This window comes from Pseudomonas silensiensis (assembly GCF_050434865.1).
Taxonomy (GTDB): domain Bacteria; phylum Pseudomonadota; class Gammaproteobacteria; order Pseudomonadales; family Pseudomonadaceae; genus Aquipseudomonas; species Aquipseudomonas fluorescens_W.
The window spans coordinates 224,187-240,056 of the sequence record NZ_JBNDJH010000003.1 but is presented as its reverse complement, the minus strand read 5'-3'; the positions used below and the strand labels follow the sequence as shown (position 1 = coordinate 240,056).

Genomic DNA, 15,870 nt, shown 5'->3' with positions numbered 1-15,870 from the left:
CCATGACTCAGACTTCCATCACTCGTAGCTGGGTTGCCTCCGCCAACGGCCATGCTGATTTCCCATTGCAGAACCTGCCGCTGGGCGTGTTCAGCGTGAAGGGTTCGGCACCGCGAAGTGGCGTGGCCATTGGCGAACACATCTTTGACCTGGAAGCTGCACTGGATGCCGGCCTGTTCGAGGGCGTCGCAAAAACGGCAGTTGAAGCCACCCGTGGCGGCCAGTTGAATGCGTTCTTCGAACTGGGGCGTGACGCTCGCGTTGCCCTGCGCGAACGCCTGCTGGAACTGTTCAAAGAAGGCAGCACCCTGCACGGCAAGATCGAAGCCCAAGGCGCAAAACTGCTGCCACTGGCAGCGAATTGCGAAATGCACCTGCCAGCAAAAATCAACGACTACACCGACTTCTACGTCGGCATCGAGCACGCGCAGAACGTCGGCAAACTGTTCCGTCCGGACAACCCATTGCTGCCGAACTACAAGTACGTGCCGATCGGTTATCACGGCCGCGCTTCGACCATTCGCCCGTCGGGCACCGATGTTCGCCGTCCGAAAGGCCAGACCTTGCCAGCCGGTCAGACCGAGCCGACGTTTGGTCCGTGCGCACGTCTGGATTACGAACTGGAGCTGGGCATCTGGATTGGCCAGGGCAACGAGATGGGCGACTCGATCGCCATCGGTGACGCCGCCGATCACATCGCCGGTTTCTGCCTGCTTAACGACTGGTCGGCGCGCGACATCCAGGCCTGGGAATACCAGCCGCTCGGTCCATTCCTGTCGAAAAGTTTCATCACCAGCATCTCGCCTTGGGTGGTGACGGCCGAAGCGCTGGAGCCGTTCCGTCGTGCTCAACCGGCACGTCCGGAAGGCGATCCGCAGCCGCTGCCGTACCTGTTCGATAAACGCGATCAGGCCGCTGGCGCCTTCGACATCGAACTGGAAGTGCTGCTGCTCACCGAAGGCCTGCGCGAGCAAAAACTGCCGGCGCATCGCCTGACCCTGAGCAACACCCGACACATGTACTGGACCGTGGCGCAAATGGTCGCGCACCACAGCGTCAACGGCTGCCAGTTGCAGGCCGGTGACCTGTTCGGTTCGGGCACCTTGTCGGGGCCGGAAAACGGTCAGTTCGGCAGCCTGCTGGAAATCACCGAGGGCGGTAAAAAGCCGATCGAACTCGCGTCCGGCGAGGTGCGTAAATTCCTTGAGGACGGCGACGAAATCATCCTGCGCGCCCGTTGCAGCCGCGAGGGTTTTGCCTCCATCGGTTTCGGCGAATGCCGCGGCAAAGTGCTGTCGGCGCGTTAAGAGGATCGGGTCATGGAACTCTATACCTACTACCGTTCGACATCGTCCTTTCGGGTGCGCATTGCGTTGGCGCTCAAGGGGCTGGATTACCAGGCGCTGCCGATCAATCTGATCGCGCCGCCAGGTGGCGAACATCGACAGCCGCCGTATCTCGCCATCAATCCGCAAGGCCGAGTGCCGGCCTTGCGCACTGACGAAGGTGAACTGTTGATCCAGTCGCCGGCGATCATTGAATACCTGGAGGAACGTTATCCACAGGTGCCGCTGCTCTCCAAAGACCTCGCCGCTCGCGCCCATGAGCGCGGTGTGGCGGCGGTGATTGGTTGCGACGTGCATCCGCTGCACAACGTCAGCGTGCTCAACAAGCTGCGGCAGTTGGGGCACGATGAACCGCAAGTGGTGGAATGGATCGGGCACTGGATCAGCCAAGGGTTGGCGACGGTGGAACAGTTGATCGGCGATGAGGGTTATTGCTTTGGCCCGACGCCTGGGCTGGCGGATGTTTACCTGATCCCTCAACTTTATGCCGCCGAGCGTTTCAACATTTCGCTTGAGGCGTATCCACGGATTCGTCGAGTGGCGGCGCTGGCGGCGACGCATCCGGCGTTCATCAAGGCGCATCCGGCGAACCAGCCAGATACCCCGTAAAACGTTATCAATGGACGATAGAGTTAGGCGGCAGGTGCCCTAATCGCTCAGTCAGGCGAATCCGCTGGATCGGGTCGTCACTGAGCAGCAGGGCATGTTCCAGGTCAAAGCGCTCGGCGTTCGGGCAATCCAGCCGTTGATAGAGGCTGGCCCGGGCCAGGTAGTCGGAGGCGATGGCGTTGCCCAGTTCCAGCACACGTTCGGCGTCGATCAGGGCGCCGATGTAGTCATCGTTGGAAAGGTGTAACTGACGCAGGTTGCGCGACAGCCGCTGCAGCATCTGCACCGGTTCGGCGGTGAGCATATGCTCGGCGCTGAGCTGCATGTTCGGCCCGTACTGGCGCTGCAGCAACTCCCGGCAATCGTTGGGGTACAACCGACGCCCGCCGCAGGGGTCGAGCAGGTGATCGGCGCCCGGTACCCGCAGCAGAAAATGCCCGGGGAAGTTGACGCCAACCATGGGGATTTCCAGACCTTTGGCCAGTTCCAGGGCAATCAATCCCAGACTCAGCGGCTGCCCACGCCTGCGCTCCAGCACTTTATTGACCAGCGCGACTTGCGGACGCAATGGCGTGGAGTCGTCCTGAGCGAATCCCATGTCATTCATGCGCCGTAACAACGGCTGGGCTAACTCGCTCACCGGCAACATCGGCAAGCCATAACTGACCCGTTGTTGCAGGTCCTTGAAATCGTGCAGCACCGCTTCGGGATTGACCTCACTGTCATGTTCGGCGGCAATCCACAGCGCCGCCTCGAACAGTGCGGGCGGTGAACGTTGCAGACAGTCGAAGAAACGTTGGCGGGGGGTCATCAAAATCTCCGGGTAATGCCTCGTTTTAGCCCCGTCTCAGGCATTCGTCCAGTGCCGAACATAGGCGGTTACAGGTTATGTCCGAAAGTCTGCTTGGCGGCGCCGCTTATTCCGGTGCGCTTCTGCAATTTTCGGGCGCAAGCCTATACTGGCGACTACAAGAAGTGATTCGGGAGCCCTACGATGTTCGCTCTCATGCAAAGCACTCGCCTTGAATCCCTGCATCTGAGCGTCGACTCGGTCACCGGGTTGAAGGCGGTCATTGCCATTCATAACAGCCGTCTGGGGCCTGCCCTGGGCGGGTGCCGTTACCTTGCCTATCCCAGCGACGAGTCCGCCGTCGAGGATGCCGTGCGTCTTGCACAAGGTATGAGTTACAAGGCGGCGCTGGCCGGCCTGGCTCAGGGCGGCGGCGTGGCGGTGATTGTTCGCCCGGTCCATGTGGAAAACCGCGCCGCGCTGTTCGAAGCGTTCGGGCGTTGCATCAATCAGCTCGACGGCCGCTACATCACCGCCATCGACAGTGGCACCTCAGTGGCGGACATGGATTGCATCGCCCAACAGACCCAGCACGTCACCAGCACCACCTCGGCGGGCGACCCTGCACCGCACGCGGCGATGGGCGTGTTCACCGGTATTCGTGCGACCGCCATGGCCCGGCTGGGCAGCGATAACCTCGAAGGCCTGCGAGTGGCGATTCAAGGGCTCGGCAACGTTGGTTTTGCCCTGGCCGAACAGCTGCATGCCGCCGGTGCCGAACTGCTGGTCAGTGACATCGATCACGGCAAGGTCCAACTGGCGATGGAGCAATTGGGCGCTCACCCGATCGCCAACGACGCGCTGCTCAGCACCCCTTGTGACATTCTCGCGCCCTGCGGCCTCGGTGGCGTGCTCAACAGCCACAGCGTGACGCAACTGCGCTGCGCGGCGGTGGCCGGTTCGGCGAACAACCAGCTGACCCATCTGGAAGTCGCTGATCAACTGGAGCGGCGGGGCATTCTGTATGCGCCGGATTACGTGATCAATGCAGGCGGGTTGATCTACGTATCGCTCAAACATCGCGGCGAAGAGCTATCGACCATCACTGCACACCTGTCGAAAATCAGCTCCCGGCTGACCGAAGTCTTCGCCCATGCCCAAGCGGAAAAACGTTCGCCGGCCCGAGTGGCTGACGAGTTGGCGGAGAAAGTGCTGTATCGATGAGCCTGAACCGATGAAGGAGTGAGGGCCTATCCGGCAGACTCGCTCCCAAGGCCTGGCGCCACAAACGTCAGGCCTGACTGACGCACGCTGACGCGGCGTGCCAGGAGCCCCTGTGATGCCTCACAAGGTTGAGCTGCCTTACACCCGATTTTTATCCCCTGACGGCCAATTGCTCGGCGATCTTCCTGCCTGGACCGACGATTTCAATTTGCTGACGCGCCTTTATCGGCAGATGGTCCTGACCCGCCTTTTCGATCAGAAAGCCGTCGCCCTGCAACGCACCGGGCGCATCGGCACTTATGCGCCGACATTGGGCCAGGAAGCCATTGGCGTCGCCATCGGCAGCGTGATGCACGCCGAAGACGTGCTGATTCCGTATTACCGTGACACCGCCGTGCAGTTGATGCGCGGAGTACGCATGGAAGAAATCCTCCTGTACTGGGGCGGTGACGAGCGCGGCAGCGACTTTGCCGAACCGGCGGTGGCCCAGGACTTTCCGATCTGCGTGCCGATCGCCACCCAGGCCTTGCATGCCTGCGGCGTTGCCAGTGCATTCAAAATCCGCGGCGAACATCGGGTTGCCGTCACCACCTGCGGCGACGGCGCCACCAGCAAGGGCGATTTCCTCGAAGCCCTCAACGTCGCCGGTGCCTGGCAGTTGCCGGTGGTGTTTGTGATCAATAACAACCAATGGGCGATCTCGGTGCCACGACGGATTCAGTGCGGCGCCCCGACGCTGGCACAGAAAGCGATCGGTGCAGGGTTCCACGGTGAGCAGGTCGACGGCAATGACATGCTCGCGGTTTACGACCGAGTACAAGCGGCCCTCGAAAGGGCGCGTCACGGTAAAGGCCCAGTGTTGCTGGAATGCCTGAGCTATCGCCTCGGCGACCACACGACGGCCGACGACGCCACACGCTACCGGTCGGCAGATGAGGTCAAGCAGGCCTGGCTCGAAGAACCGATCAAACGCCTGCAACGTTTCATGGTCGGCCAGGGCGTGTGGGACGAAGGCCGCGAACAGACGCTGATCAGCGAATGCCAGGGCTTGGTGCAGCGCGCTGTGGATAACTTCGAGGCAGCGGGTACTCAGGCGCCCGAATCGATCATGGATCACGTCTACGCCCAATGGCCGGCGTCCCTCGCCGGGCAGCGTGAAGAGTTGCTCGAACGGGCGGCGCGCCGCGCGGGAGATTCGAGCCATGAGTAACGGCAAAGTCACGTTGCTGGAAGCGGTGAATCTCGCGCTGCATCGGGCGATGAGCGAAGACGAGAACGTCATCGTCCTCGGTGAGGATGTCGGAGTGAACGGCGGCGTGTTTCGCGCCACCCAAGGGCTGCGCGACAGCTTTGGCTTCAAGCGAGTCATTGACTCGCCGCTGGCCGAAACCATGCTCGGCGGAATCGTGGTGGGCATGGCCGCGCAGGGCCTGAAACCGGTGGTGGAAATCCAGTTCATGGGTTTCATCTACGCGGCCATGGAGCACCTGGTGTCCCACGCCAGCCGCATGCGCAATCGCACGCGCGGGCGGATCACATGCCCGATGGTGATGCGCACGCCGATGGGCGCAGGGATTCGCGCGCCGGAACATCACAGCGAAAGCACTGAAGCATTGTTCGCACACATTCCAGGTCTGCGGGTGGTGATTCCGTCATCGCCGGCCCGGGCCTATGGCTTGTTGCTGGCGGCCATCGATGACCCGGACCCGGTGGTGTTTCTCGAACCGACCCGGCTCTATCGCATGAACCCGCAAACGCTGGTGGATGACGGTAAACGCCTGCCGCTGGACAGCTGTTTCACCCTGCGCGAAGGCAGCGACATCACGCTGATCAGTTGGGGTGCCAGTGTGATGGAAACCCTGCAAGCCGCCACCGCATTGGCCGAGCGGGGTGTCTCGGCGGAAGTGATCGATGTCGCGAGTATCAAGCCGCTGGACCTCGACACGCTGGAAGCCTCAGTGCGCAAGACCGGTCGCTGCGTGATCGTCCACGAAGCGCCACGTTCCTGCGGCGTCGGCGCGGAAATCGCCGCGAGCCTCTACGAGCGGGTGTTGCTGGACTTGCAGGCACCGATTCAGCGAGTCACCGCACCGGACATTCCGCCGCCGCTGTATCGACTGGAATTGCTCTATATGCCGAACGTCGAGGACATTCTTCAGGCCTGCGACAACGTACTTCACTTTTCCTGAACCCAAGGAGGCTGCGATGAAGTATTTCAAACTGCCGGATCTGGGCGAAGGTTTGCAGGAAGCGGAAATCGTCCGCTGGCACGTCGCCGTCGGCGATACCGTCAAGGCCGATCAACTGCTGGTGTCGGTGGAAACGGCCAAGGCTCTTGTGGATATCCCCGCACCCTATGACGGCGTGGTGGCGAAACTTCATGGCGGTGAGGGCGACATCATTCACGTCGGTGAACCCCTGCTCGATTACGAAGGCGAAGCCGATGCGGGTACCGTAGTGGGAAGGCTCGAAGGTGGCGGCAGCAGTCAGGAGGACTCGTTTTTCATCGGGGCGGCCCCCTCGACCCGAGAGCACCTGGCGACTCGCGCCACACCGGCCGTGCGGCAACTGGCCCGGCAACTCGGCGTGGAATTGAGCGGGGTGACGGGCTCCGGCCACGAGGGGCTGATCACCCGCACGGATGTGGAAAGCGCGGCTCAAACCGAACGTGAGTGCTTCGGCGGCGAACGGTTGCGCGGTGTGCGGCGCAGCATGGCGCTGAACATGGCGCGGTCTCATGCCGAAGTGGTGCCGGTGACGATTTTCGGAGACGCCGACCTGCATCGCTGGGGGCAGGCCCGCGAACCGCTGATTCGTCTTGCCAAAGCGATGGCGGCCGCGTGCGCCGTGGAGCCGGTGCTCAACAGTGCCTTCGATGGCAAAAGCCTGTCGCTCAAACAACACGAACGGCTCGATCTGGGCATCGCCGTGGACACCCCGGACGGCTTGTTCGTGCCAGTGCTGCGCGATGTCGGTCACCGCACCCCGGCTGACTTGAAGCAAGGCGTCATGCGATTAAGGGCCGACGTGCAGGCGCGATCGATTCCGCCCAAGGAAATGATGGGGGCGACCCTGACGTTGTCGAATTTCGGCACCTTGTTCGGTCGCTATGCCAACCCGGTGGTGGTGCCGCCGCAAGTGGCAATCCTCGCCGCTGGCGCGATCCGCGACGAACCGGTGGCGGTCGATGGCGCGGTGGTGGTGCACCCGGTCCTGCCGCTGTCCCTGACTTTCGATCATCGCGTGGTGACGGGGGGCGAGGCGGCGCGTTTCTTCAAGGCGCTGGTCGAGGCGCTGGAGCAACCCGACGCTTAGGTTTTTCGCCGGCATGAAAAAGGCCCTGAGTCATTTGACTCAGGGCCTATTCAATTCGGGCGTTGCTTACTTGGCAGCCTTGGGGGCTTTAGCTGGCTTGGTCGGTTCAGCGACTTCAACAGGTGCAGGCGCCTCGACGGGGGCAGCCTGTTCAACGACTTCAGCCGGCGCATTGAGCAATTCGGACAACGCGTCCGGCTGGCTCTTGAACGCCTTGGCGAACACATCGCGGTTCTTCGCCATGTAGATCCCGGCTTCTTCCACTTGCTGTTCGGTCAGGGACGGAACGGCTTTGTGCAACACTTCAGCCAGCAATTCGGCCAGTTCGAGCATTTTGTCATGACGGTCAGCTTCGGCTTTATCCATGAACAAGCGCTCCAGATCTCGGCTGCTGCGGTATACCACTTCGACGGCCATTCACCACCTCACATGCCTTCACATTAAGTTGTCTTATTCGACTACTGTATTTATATACAGCGAAAAGGATAAGCGAATCCCTGCGCTTTGGGTAGTGGCTTTTTAATGTAGACCGAAATCAGGGTTTGTGAGGTGCAGGTGCGACCAAACGCCACGGAGCGCGTTTTAGAGCACCTCGCCATCATGTGGCAGGCGCCCCTGGCCTTTTTTCTGCATGCAGAACAACCGTCACGTCAAACCCGCATCATCCGCTCGAACCGAGCTAAGGAAGAATCATCGTGAAAATCAACTGGGCCGAGAACTTGCGGCAGAACGTGCATCAACTGGCCGAGTCTCTGGGCAACCTGTTCGTCGAGACCTTCCACTACCTGGCACTGTTCGCCATCGGTGCAGTCACCGCGTGGGCGGCGGTGATGGAGTTTTTGCAGATGATCGAGGCGGGACACATCAAGATCGATGACATCTTGCTGCTGTTCATCTACCTGGAACTGGGGGCGATGGTCGGGATTTATTTCAAGACCAACCACATGCCGGTGCGCTTCCTGATCTACGTGGCGATCACTGCGCTGACGCGGCTGCTGATCTCCAACGTCTCGCACCACAACCCGCCGGATATCGGCATCATCTACCTGTGCGGCGGGATTCTACTGCTGGCGTTTGCGATTCTGGTGGTGCGTTACGCCTCGTCGCAATTCCCTTCGGTGAAGATCGCGCACCCGCAACGCAAGATCGGTGCGGGTTCCGGTGAGCATCCCGAAGTGGAGAAGGGCGAGCTTTAAAGCCGCATGGCCGGCCGGCTGTGGCCCTTGACGCGGGGCGGTGGCAGGTTGCAATTGTCGCCGTCGGTCATGGCTTCGAGGATGGCCACGGCGCTGTGGCCCTGTTCGATGGCTATGCCGAATTGAATGCTTTGCACCAGGCGTTTGAGGCGCTGGGTGTCATTGCGTTGTTCGGCGCTGATCATCCGTTTGGCGACCACGTGGCCGCTGTTGGACAGGGTCAGCATGATGCTGCCATCCAGCCCCTGAATGCTCAGGTTGATCTGATAATCCGCTGCAAAAGCATCGGTAATGAGCTGAAAAGGGTTGTCCATGATGCGTCACCGCCTGATTGAACGTGCAGTTGTTGACCGGCCATGATCGGGTTGGTTCGCAATACCAGACCATCGGCAGGCCGTTCGCTGAGATTTTAAAAAGTCCTTTTTGCCTCAGCAGTGACGTAGCAAGTGGCATGCCGGAAAAATTGTCGAACAATAGACACGGTAAAAAAGAGGCGGGCACCGTGGCCCGCCTTCTTTTTGCCTGCCCGTTTCAGGGCATGAATGAGTAGATGATCGCAGACAGTGCAATCAAACCGATCAGCACCACGAACACGTTCGAGGCCTGACCCGAGTACTGGCGTAAGGCCGGCACGCGGCGGATGGCGTACATCGGCATCAGGAACAGCAGGCACGCGATGATCGGCCCACCGAGGGTTTCGATCATGCCGAGGATGCTCGGGTTGAACGTTGCCACGGCCCAGCAGCTGAGGATCATGAACAGCGCAGTCACGCGGTTCAGCCAACTGGCAGACATCACCCGGCCACGGCCGCGCAGGCTTTTCACGATCAGGCCCTGAAAGCCTTCGCTGGCGCCGATGTAATGACCGAGGAAGGACTTGGTGATCGCCACCAGCGCAATCAACGGCGCGGCGTAAGCGATGACCGGCGTCTGGAAGTGGTTGGCCAGGTACGAGAGGATCGAGATGTTCTGCGCCTTCGCCGCCGCCAAATCAGCCGGGGACAGGGCCAGCACGCAGCTGAAGCAGAAGAACATCACCGTCACCACCATCATCGCGTGGGCGATGGCGAGGATGCCGCTGCTTTTGCGTTCGGCCTGTTCGCCGTAGCGCTGTTTCTGATCGACGGAGAAGGCGGAGATGATCGGCGAATGGTTGAACGAAAACACCATCACCGGGATCGCCAGCCACAACGTCTTGAAGAACAGCGGCATCGGCATGCCTTCACTGGCAGTGGCGAAGAATGCGCCGTTCCAGTTCGGGATCAGGCTCAAACCGAGCAGCAGCAACGCGGCAACAAACGGATAAACCAGCACGCTCATGCATTTGACGATGACACCCTGACCGCAACGGACGATCGCCATCAGGCCGAGGATCAGTACCAGCGACAGAATCGCCCGCGGTGGTGGGGCGATGTGTAACTGATGCTCCATGAAGCTGCTCAAGGTGTTGGTCAGCGCCACGCTGTACACCAGCAGAATCGGGAAGATCGCAAAGAAATACAGGAGCGTGATCAGCTTGCCGGCGCCGATGCCGAAGTGTTCTTCCACCACTTCGGTGATGTCCCCGGAGCGCCCGGACAGCACGAAGCGGGTCAGTCCTCGGTGGGCGAAGAAGGTCATCGGGAAGGCTAGTATTGCCAGGATCAGCAGCGGCCAGAAACCGCCTACACCGGCGTTGATCGGCAGGAACAGCGTGCCGGCACCGATGGCGGTGCCGTAAAGACCGAGCATCCAGGTGGTGTCGTGTTTACTCCAGCCCTTGGTGGCTGTTGCTGTGTCGCGTTTGAGTTCTACAGCTGGGTTATCGGCAGCAGGTGTACGTACATCGGTCATCGTTTGGCCTCGTTATTGTTCTTGCTCGGGCTCACGTGCGGACGGTCAGGGAGTGCTCCTCAGCACTCCACCCAGCTAACAGCCAGGCCGCCCCGTGAAGTCTCTTTGTATTTGTCATGCATGTCGGCGCCGGTATCGCGCATGGTGCGGATCACCCGGTCCAGGGAAATGAAGTGTTTGCCGTCGCCGCGCAGGGCCATTTGCGTGGCGTTGATCGCCTTCACGGCGGCGATGGCATTGCGCTCGATGCACGGCACTTGCACCAGGCCGCCGACTGGATCGCAGGTCAGTCCGAGGTTGTGTTCCAAACCGATTTCGGCGGCGTTTTCCAGTTGCTCGGGTGTGGCGCCGAGCACGTCGGCAAGGCCGGCAGCGGCCATGGCGCAGGCGGAGCCGACTTCGCCCTGGCAGCCAACTTCGGCACCGGAGATAGACGCGTTTTTCTTGCAGAGAATGCCCACGGCGGCTGCGCCCAAGAAGAACGCCACCACGTCATCGTCCGACGCGTCCGGGTTGAATTTCATGTAGTAGTGCAGCACCGCCGGAATGATCCCCGCCGCGCCGTTGGTCGGCGCCGTGACCATGCGCCCGCCCGCTGCGTTTTCTTCGTTCACGGCGAGGGCAAACAGGTTCACCCACTCCATGGCCGACAGCGTGGAGGTGATGACATTCGGCTTGCCGATTTCCAGCAGGCTGCGGTGCAATTTCGCCGCGCGGCGCGGAACATTCAGGCCGCCAGGCAGGATGCCTTCATGGCGCAGCCCTTGCTCGACGCATTCGCGCATCACCGACCAAATGTGCAGTAGGCCCTGACGGATTTCGGCTTCGCTGCGCCAGGCCAATTCGTTGGCCATCATCAACTCGGAAACGCGCAGGCCGTGCAGGTTGCAGAGCCTCAGCAATTCGGCGGCGCTGGAGAAATCGTACGGCAGCACCACATCGCTGGTTGGCGCGATGCCGGACTCGGCTTCGGCCGCTTCGATGATGAAACCGCCGCCGATCGAGTAGTACGTTTGCTCCGACAATTCACCAGTTTCGCCAAAGGCTGTCAGAGACATCGCATTGGGGTGGTAGGGCAGACTCTCGTCGAGCAGCAGGAGGTCGCGTTGCCAGTTGAAGGCGATGGTGGTTTTGCCGGCCAGAGACAATTCACCGGTTTCGCGCAGCGACTGGATTCGACTGTCGATGGACGTGGGGTCGATGCTGTCCGGCCACTCGCCCATCAGGCCCATGACGCAGGCGCGGTCGGTGGCGTGACCGACGCCGGTCGCCGACAGCGAGCCATAAAGTCGGATTTCTACGCGCCGTACGTCGGCCAGCAATTGTTGGTCAATCAGGGCTTGGGCGAAGGTCGCGGCGGCGCGCATCGGGCCGACGGTGTGGGAACTGGACGGACCGATGCCGACTTTGAAGAGATCGAAAACACTGATAGCCATGCTAAAGCCTATACAAGCAATGGAAGAGAAATCGCTGCCATTTTTGTAGGACAAGCGCAATGTCGGCGATACTGCCTACCTCGGTCCTACGTGACCAACGAAACTTCCTAAGACAGCCTTTAGCAGGACTAAACAATGAGTCGCCAATTGCACGCCCAGACTTACGTCTGGCTGCACGTGTTTTCCTGTGCCGCGCGGCACTTGTCGTTCACCCGATGCGCCGAAGAACTGCACATCACGCCGGGTGCGGTCAGTCAGCAAATCCGGCAGCTGGAAGAGCGGCTGGGCTTTCGCCTGTTTCATCGTCGCGCTCGCGGTGTGGAACTGAGCGCCGAAGGCCAGCGACTGGCCATCACGGTCAACGAGGCTTACGGCAGCATCGATGCGGAATTGCGACGACTGGACGCCGGAATGATCAGCGGGATTTTGCGGGTGCGCTCGATCCCATCGTTCCTGAGCAAGTGGTTGACCCCAAGGTTGCCGCGTTTGCAGCAGCGATTCCCGGACATTCAATTACGGCTGGTGGCCGAGGACAGCAGCGTGCCCTTGCACGAAGGCGACTTCGATTTGGCCATCGACCTGAATGACGGGAGCTATCCCGGTTTGTTATCCACAACCTTGCTCGACGAACAGATATTTCCGGTCTGCGCCCCAAGCCTGCTGCGCGGCCGGCCGCCGCTGCATGGCCCGTCGGACCTGATGCATTTCCCGTTGCTGCACGACATTACCGCCTGGCGCGGCAGTTACGAGTACGCGGAGTGGGAGTTCTACCTCAACGCCATCGGCTTCGAAGGCGCGGACGTGCGGCGCGGGCACACCTTCAATCGCAATCACCTGACCATCGAAGCGGCGATTGCCGGCATGGGCGTGGCGATTGCGCGACGAACGTTGCTCAATGACGAACTGGAGCGGGGGACGTTGATCGTGCCGTTTGGCCTGGCGGTGCCCAATCACAAGCGTTACGTGCTGCTCTATGCGCCGGGGGCGCTGAGCCATCCGGGTGTGCGTGCGGTGCATGACTGGCTGGTGGAGGAGGCGGGGATATTTAGAAGCCTGCACCCGCTGGCGGAGCGGCAGATGTGAGCAATTGTGACAAAAGAGTCCGGCGACCCAACTCCCGACCTTAACAGCGCTTTTGTTCCTTGTCCGGCTTTTTTTGCGAATCAAAATTTATCTTTTTTTAGGGGTTGAATTGTTCTGCGAGCAGACCGATTGTGTAAGTAAGAGGTCACGGTGATGACGCCCAAGGGCCAGCCGATGTGCCTCTCGCGAGCTAGCTGAAATAAGGGATGAACTATGCAAATCCAAGTCAACAGCGATAACCATATTCAAAGCAGCATCCGACTGGAGGAGTGGGTACGTACTACCATTGAGAGCACGCTCGAACGTTATGAAGAGGACCTGACACGCGTCGAGGTTCATCTGCGGGACGAGAACGGCGACAAGCCCGGTCCCCATGACATGCGCTGTCAGCTTGAAGCGCGGCCAAAAGGCCACCAACCGATTTCTGTCACCCACAAAGCCGCAAACCTGGAACTGGCGATCGACGGTGCGGCCGAAAAACTTGAACATGCGCTTGAACACCTGTTCGGCAAACTGCGGGGCAAACCACGTGCCGCTGTCGTGCCGTTCGAGAGAGTTGCAGCCGATGCGCTGCTGGAAGACGAATTTCTCGAGAACGAACAGGCTGCGCAAAACGGCTGAAGCCTGACTGATTTTTTCCTTTCCACTGACAAACGGGTCTGCTTATGCAGGCCCGTTTTTGTTTGTGCTGACTGACATTTGGACTGCCGTAACAACGATCCCGTCGGATCTCTTTTGCACATGAGAATATTTATCATTAATATTGCGACCTTGTTGGCTCCGTGACATTCACGAGGCTTACCCACCCGTTTCAAGGTCGAAACATGAAAGGCAAAATCACCGAGCTCCCCGTTGCCTACCGAATGGCCATCACTTCCCGAGTGCTGGCGGCCGTGTTGGGGGGTTACCTCGTCGCGGCATTGGCCAGTGTCAGCCTGACGATGTGGCTGCCGATGGCTCGTGGCGAAGCGGTGGTCACCGGGATGATGGCCTCGTTTCTGGTCTATCTGGTCGCCGTACTCTGGTGCTTTGCCTGTCGCAGTGCGTGGCAAGCCTGGTTCGGATTGATCGGGGCGAGCGTGGTTTTGGCGGCGGTGTCGGGGTTGGCCTACTGGATGGGCCACTCATGAAAGAGGGCTTTCGGCAGGCCATGGCCTGGCTGCACACCTGGGCCGGGTTGATCTTCGGCTGGCTGCTATTCGCAATTTTCCTGACTGGCACACTCGCCTATTTCAAGGATGAGATCAGCCACTGGATGCAGCCGGAAATTCCCGCCCGTTCGCTGTCCTCCGAAGCCAGTCTGACACTGGCCCAGCACTACCTTGAGCAGCACGCCGCGGGTGCCTCGCGATGGCTCATCGATTTGCCGGATGCTCGCGAACCCGGGCTGTCGGTGAGGTGGCAGCAAGCACCGGCCAAGCCTGGTACGCGCGGTCAATTCACCGAAAAACTCCTCGATCCGCAAACCGGCGCAGAAGTGCAGGGCCGGGACACTCGCGGTGGCGAGTTCTTTTACCGGTTCCACTTTCAGTTGCAGATGCCCTATCCGTGGGGTCGCTGGCTGTCGACCATTGCAGCGATGGTGATGTTCGTCGCGCTGATCAGCGGGATCATCACCCACAAGAAAATCTTCAAGGACTTCTTCACCTTCCGCCCGCGCAAGGGCCAGCGCTCCTGGCTCGACGGGCACAATGCGGTGGGCGTTCTGGTGTTGCCGTTTCATTTGATGATCACTTACAGCAGCCTGGTGATTTTCATGGCGATGGTGATGCCGGCGAGCATCCTTGCCTCGTACAACGGTGATGTCGAGGCGTATTACGATGAGGTGTTTCCGGCGTCCAATACGCCTGAAATGGCACGCAAGCCGGGCCAGTTGGCAGCGTTGGCACCGCTGCTGGAGCGAGCCCGCGAGCAATGGTCGGGAGGGCAGGCCGGGCGGTTGACGGTGAACAATCCAGGCGATGGGAATGCCTCGGTCATTCTCGTGCGTGACGGCGCCGACCGAGTGGTCCACGACTTTGGCAGCGCGTTGACCTTCAACGGCGTGACCGGGCAGTTGCTCAGCACGACGCCGAAGCAAGCACTGCCCATGGCGATTGCCGGCAGTTTCTATGGCTTGCACATGGGCCATTTCGCCGGTCCGGTGTTGCGCTGGCTGTACTTCATTTGTGGTTTGGCAGGCACCGCGATGATCGGTACCGGGCTGGTGATCTGGCTCGGCAAGCGTCAGCTCAAACATGTGAAGAGCGGCGTGATGCCGTTTGAATTGCGACTGGTGGAAGTCCTGAACATCGCCAGCATGTCGGGGTTGATGGTCGCGGTGGCGGCGTTCTTCTGGGCCAATCGATTGTTGCCGGTCGCAATGGCCGAGCGGGCGGATTGGGAAGTGAACAGCTTCTTCATCGTCTGGGGCTTGGGTGTGTTGCACGCCATGGTTCGCCGTGGTCGCGCCGCGTGGGTCGAACAGTTGATGCTGGCGGCGTTGCTGTTCTGTGCAGTGCCGCTGCTGAACGCGTTGACCACGCCTTACCACTTGGGCGTCACCCTGGTTCAGGGCGATTGGGCCATGGCCGGTTTCGATCTGACGTGCCTGGGCAGCGGTCTGTTTTTCGCGTGGGCTGCGTGGAAAATGCAGCGCGCGGGGCAGCCTGCAATCGTCACCCGCCTGCGGGCGAAATCGATCATGCTTGAGCAAGAGGCGCACTGAATGTTCCTGGCCTGGTTGCTGTGCTACGGCGGTTTCACCGCGCTCTGTTTATCGATGGATCGGCATCACGCCGAACTGCTGGGGCGCAAGCCCTCGGCTCGTCGCCGTCAAGTAATGAAACTCAGTGGCTGGCTGTTGCTGGTGTTATCGCTGTGGGCTGCGGTGTCGTCGACGGGCTGGGGACTTGGATTGGTGGAGTGGTTTGCGGTGTTGATGCTCAGCGCTTTGCTGCTGGTGTGGTTGATGCCGTATCGCCCGCGCCTGGCCTTGGCGTTGGCCGGTTTGAGCCTGCTCGCCAGCCCCGTCGCCGTGTTTGCAAAGGGCTGACCTG

The 15,870-nt window shown here is 60.6% G+C and carries 17 protein-coding genes and 1 pseudogene; 13 read left to right on the top strand and 5 right to left on the bottom strand.

The genetic code is table 11. From position 1 onward, the window contains the following. The first annotated feature begins 2 nt into the window (after positions 1–2). Both fahA and maiA read left to right on the top strand, forming a co-directional pair. Entirely contained in the window at positions 3–1,307 is a 1,305-nt protein-coding gene (fahA, locus tag QF010_RS05720) for a fumarylacetoacetase (RefSeq protein ID WP_429532577.1), read from the top strand. Between the two features lie 12 nt (positions 1,308–1,319). Further along, positions 1,320–1,955, top strand: a complete 636-nt coding sequence (maiA, locus tag QF010_RS05715; protein ID WP_429532576.1) for a maleylacetoacetate isomerase — start codon at positions 1,320–1,322, stop codon at positions 1,953–1,955. A gap of 7 nt (positions 1,956–1,962) precedes the next feature. On the opposite strand, the gene QF010_RS05710 is transcribed toward maiA, so the two are convergent. Further along, positions 1,963–2,766, bottom strand: a complete 804-nt coding sequence (locus tag QF010_RS05710) for a SirB1 family protein (protein WP_429511067.1) — start codon at positions 2,764–2,766, stop codon at positions 1,963–1,965. Between the two features lie 183 nt (positions 2,767–2,949). On the opposite strand from QF010_RS05710, the gene QF010_RS05705 reads away from it, so the two are divergent. The 4 genes from QF010_RS05705 to QF010_RS05690 all read left to right on the top strand — a co-directional run bounded on the left by QF010_RS05705 (position 2,950) and on the right by QF010_RS05690 (position 7,284). Then, complete coding sequence (locus QF010_RS05705) at positions 2,950–3,969, top strand: Glu/Leu/Phe/Val dehydrogenase family protein (RefSeq protein WP_046053176.1); 1,020 nt, start codon at positions 2,950–2,952, stop codon at positions 3,967–3,969. 115 nt (positions 3,970–4,084) lie between these two features. Beyond that, positions 4,085–5,179 (top strand): pyruvate dehydrogenase (acetyl-transferring) E1 component subunit alpha, encoded by a 1,095-nt coding sequence (gene pdhA, locus QF010_RS05700; protein ID WP_429532575.1) that lies wholly within the window; start codon positions 4,085–4,087, stop codon positions 5,177–5,179. Further along, the gene (locus QF010_RS05695) at positions 5,172–6,158 is read left to right on the top strand and encodes an alpha-ketoacid dehydrogenase subunit beta (RefSeq protein WP_033057846.1); all 987 of its coding nucleotides are present in this window, start codon (positions 5,172–5,174) and stop codon (positions 6,156–6,158) included. The genes pdhA and QF010_RS05695 overlap by 8 nt, the downstream gene beginning before the upstream one ends. A gap of 16 nt (positions 6,159–6,174) precedes the next feature. Next, the gene (locus QF010_RS05690; protein ID WP_429532574.1) at positions 6,175–7,284 is read left to right on the top strand and encodes a dihydrolipoamide acetyltransferase family protein; all 1,110 of its coding nucleotides are present in this window, start codon (positions 6,175–6,177) and stop codon (positions 7,282–7,284) included. A 162-nt stretch (positions 7,285–7,446) separates the two neighbouring features. Here QF010_RS05690 and QF010_RS05685 read toward each other — a convergent pair. Then, positions 7,447–7,701, bottom strand: a pseudogene (locus QF010_RS05685) (YebG family protein); the annotation flags it as partial. Positions 7,702–7,979: 278 nt separating this feature from the next. On the opposite strand from QF010_RS05685, the gene QF010_RS05680 reads away from it, so the two are divergent. Next, complete coding sequence (locus QF010_RS05680) at positions 7,980–8,480, top strand: phosphate-starvation-inducible protein PsiE (RefSeq protein ID WP_033057839.1); 501 nt, start codon at positions 7,980–7,982, stop codon at positions 8,478–8,480. On the opposite strand, the gene QF010_RS05675 is transcribed toward QF010_RS05680, so the two are convergent. Next, the gene (locus QF010_RS05675) at positions 8,477–8,794 is read right to left on the bottom strand and encodes a DUF3509 domain-containing protein (protein ID WP_033057836.1); all 318 of its coding nucleotides are present in this window, start codon (positions 8,792–8,794) and stop codon (positions 8,477–8,479) included. The two genes, QF010_RS05680 and QF010_RS05675, sit on opposite strands and share 4 nt — an antisense overlap. Before the next feature lie 23 nt (positions 8,795–8,817). Here QF010_RS05675 and QF010_RS05670 point away from each other — a divergent pair, with 23 nt between their 5' ends. Continuing rightward, positions 8,818–9,030, top strand: coding sequence for a hypothetical protein (locus QF010_RS05670; protein ID WP_156363926.1), 213 nt, complete (start codon positions 8,818–8,820; stop codon positions 9,028–9,030). Here QF010_RS05670 and QF010_RS05665 read toward each other — a convergent pair. Together QF010_RS05665 and QF010_RS05660 are read right to left on the bottom strand one after the other, a co-directional pair. Beyond that, complete coding sequence (locus QF010_RS05665; RefSeq protein ID WP_429511065.1) at positions 9,012–10,313, bottom strand: serine/threonine transporter; 1,302 nt, start codon at positions 10,311–10,313, stop codon at positions 9,012–9,014. The genes QF010_RS05670 and QF010_RS05665 overlap by 19 nt on opposite strands. Positions 10,314–10,372: 59 nt before the next feature. Beyond that, on the bottom strand, positions 10,373–11,749 hold the full coding sequence (locus tag QF010_RS05660) for an L-serine ammonia-lyase (RefSeq protein ID WP_429511063.1): 1,377 nt from the start codon (positions 11,747–11,749) through the stop codon (positions 10,373–10,375). Positions 11,750–11,884: 135 nt separating this feature from the next. Between QF010_RS05660 and QF010_RS05655 the strand changes: the two genes are divergently transcribed. The 5 genes from QF010_RS05655 (at position 11,885) to QF010_RS05635 (ending at position 15,866) form a co-directional block, all read left to right on the top strand. Then, the gene (locus QF010_RS05655; RefSeq protein WP_046053185.1) at positions 11,885–12,832 is read left to right on the top strand and encodes a LysR substrate-binding domain-containing protein; all 948 of its coding nucleotides are present in this window, start codon (positions 11,885–11,887) and stop codon (positions 12,830–12,832) included. A 213-nt stretch (positions 12,833–13,045) separates the two neighbouring features. Further along, positions 13,046–13,453 (top strand): HPF/RaiA family ribosome-associated protein, encoded by a 408-nt coding sequence (locus QF010_RS05650; RefSeq protein ID WP_008150614.1) that lies wholly within the window; start codon positions 13,046–13,048, stop codon positions 13,451–13,453. A gap of 203 nt (positions 13,454–13,656) precedes the next feature. Then, complete coding sequence (locus tag QF010_RS05645; protein WP_429532573.1) at positions 13,657–13,962, top strand: DUF3649 domain-containing protein; 306 nt, start codon at positions 13,657–13,659, stop codon at positions 13,960–13,962. Beyond that, entirely contained in the window at positions 13,959–15,539 is a 1,581-nt protein-coding gene (locus tag QF010_RS05640; protein ID WP_429532572.1) for a PepSY-associated TM helix domain-containing protein, read from the top strand. The genes QF010_RS05645 and QF010_RS05640 overlap by 4 nt, the downstream gene beginning before the upstream one ends. After that, positions 15,540–15,866: a DUF3325 domain-containing protein gene (locus QF010_RS05635; protein WP_033057820.1), complete on the top strand. Its 327-nt coding sequence runs from the start codon at positions 15,540–15,542 to the stop codon at positions 15,864–15,866. The last annotated feature ends 4 nt before the right edge of the window (positions 15,867–15,870 follow it).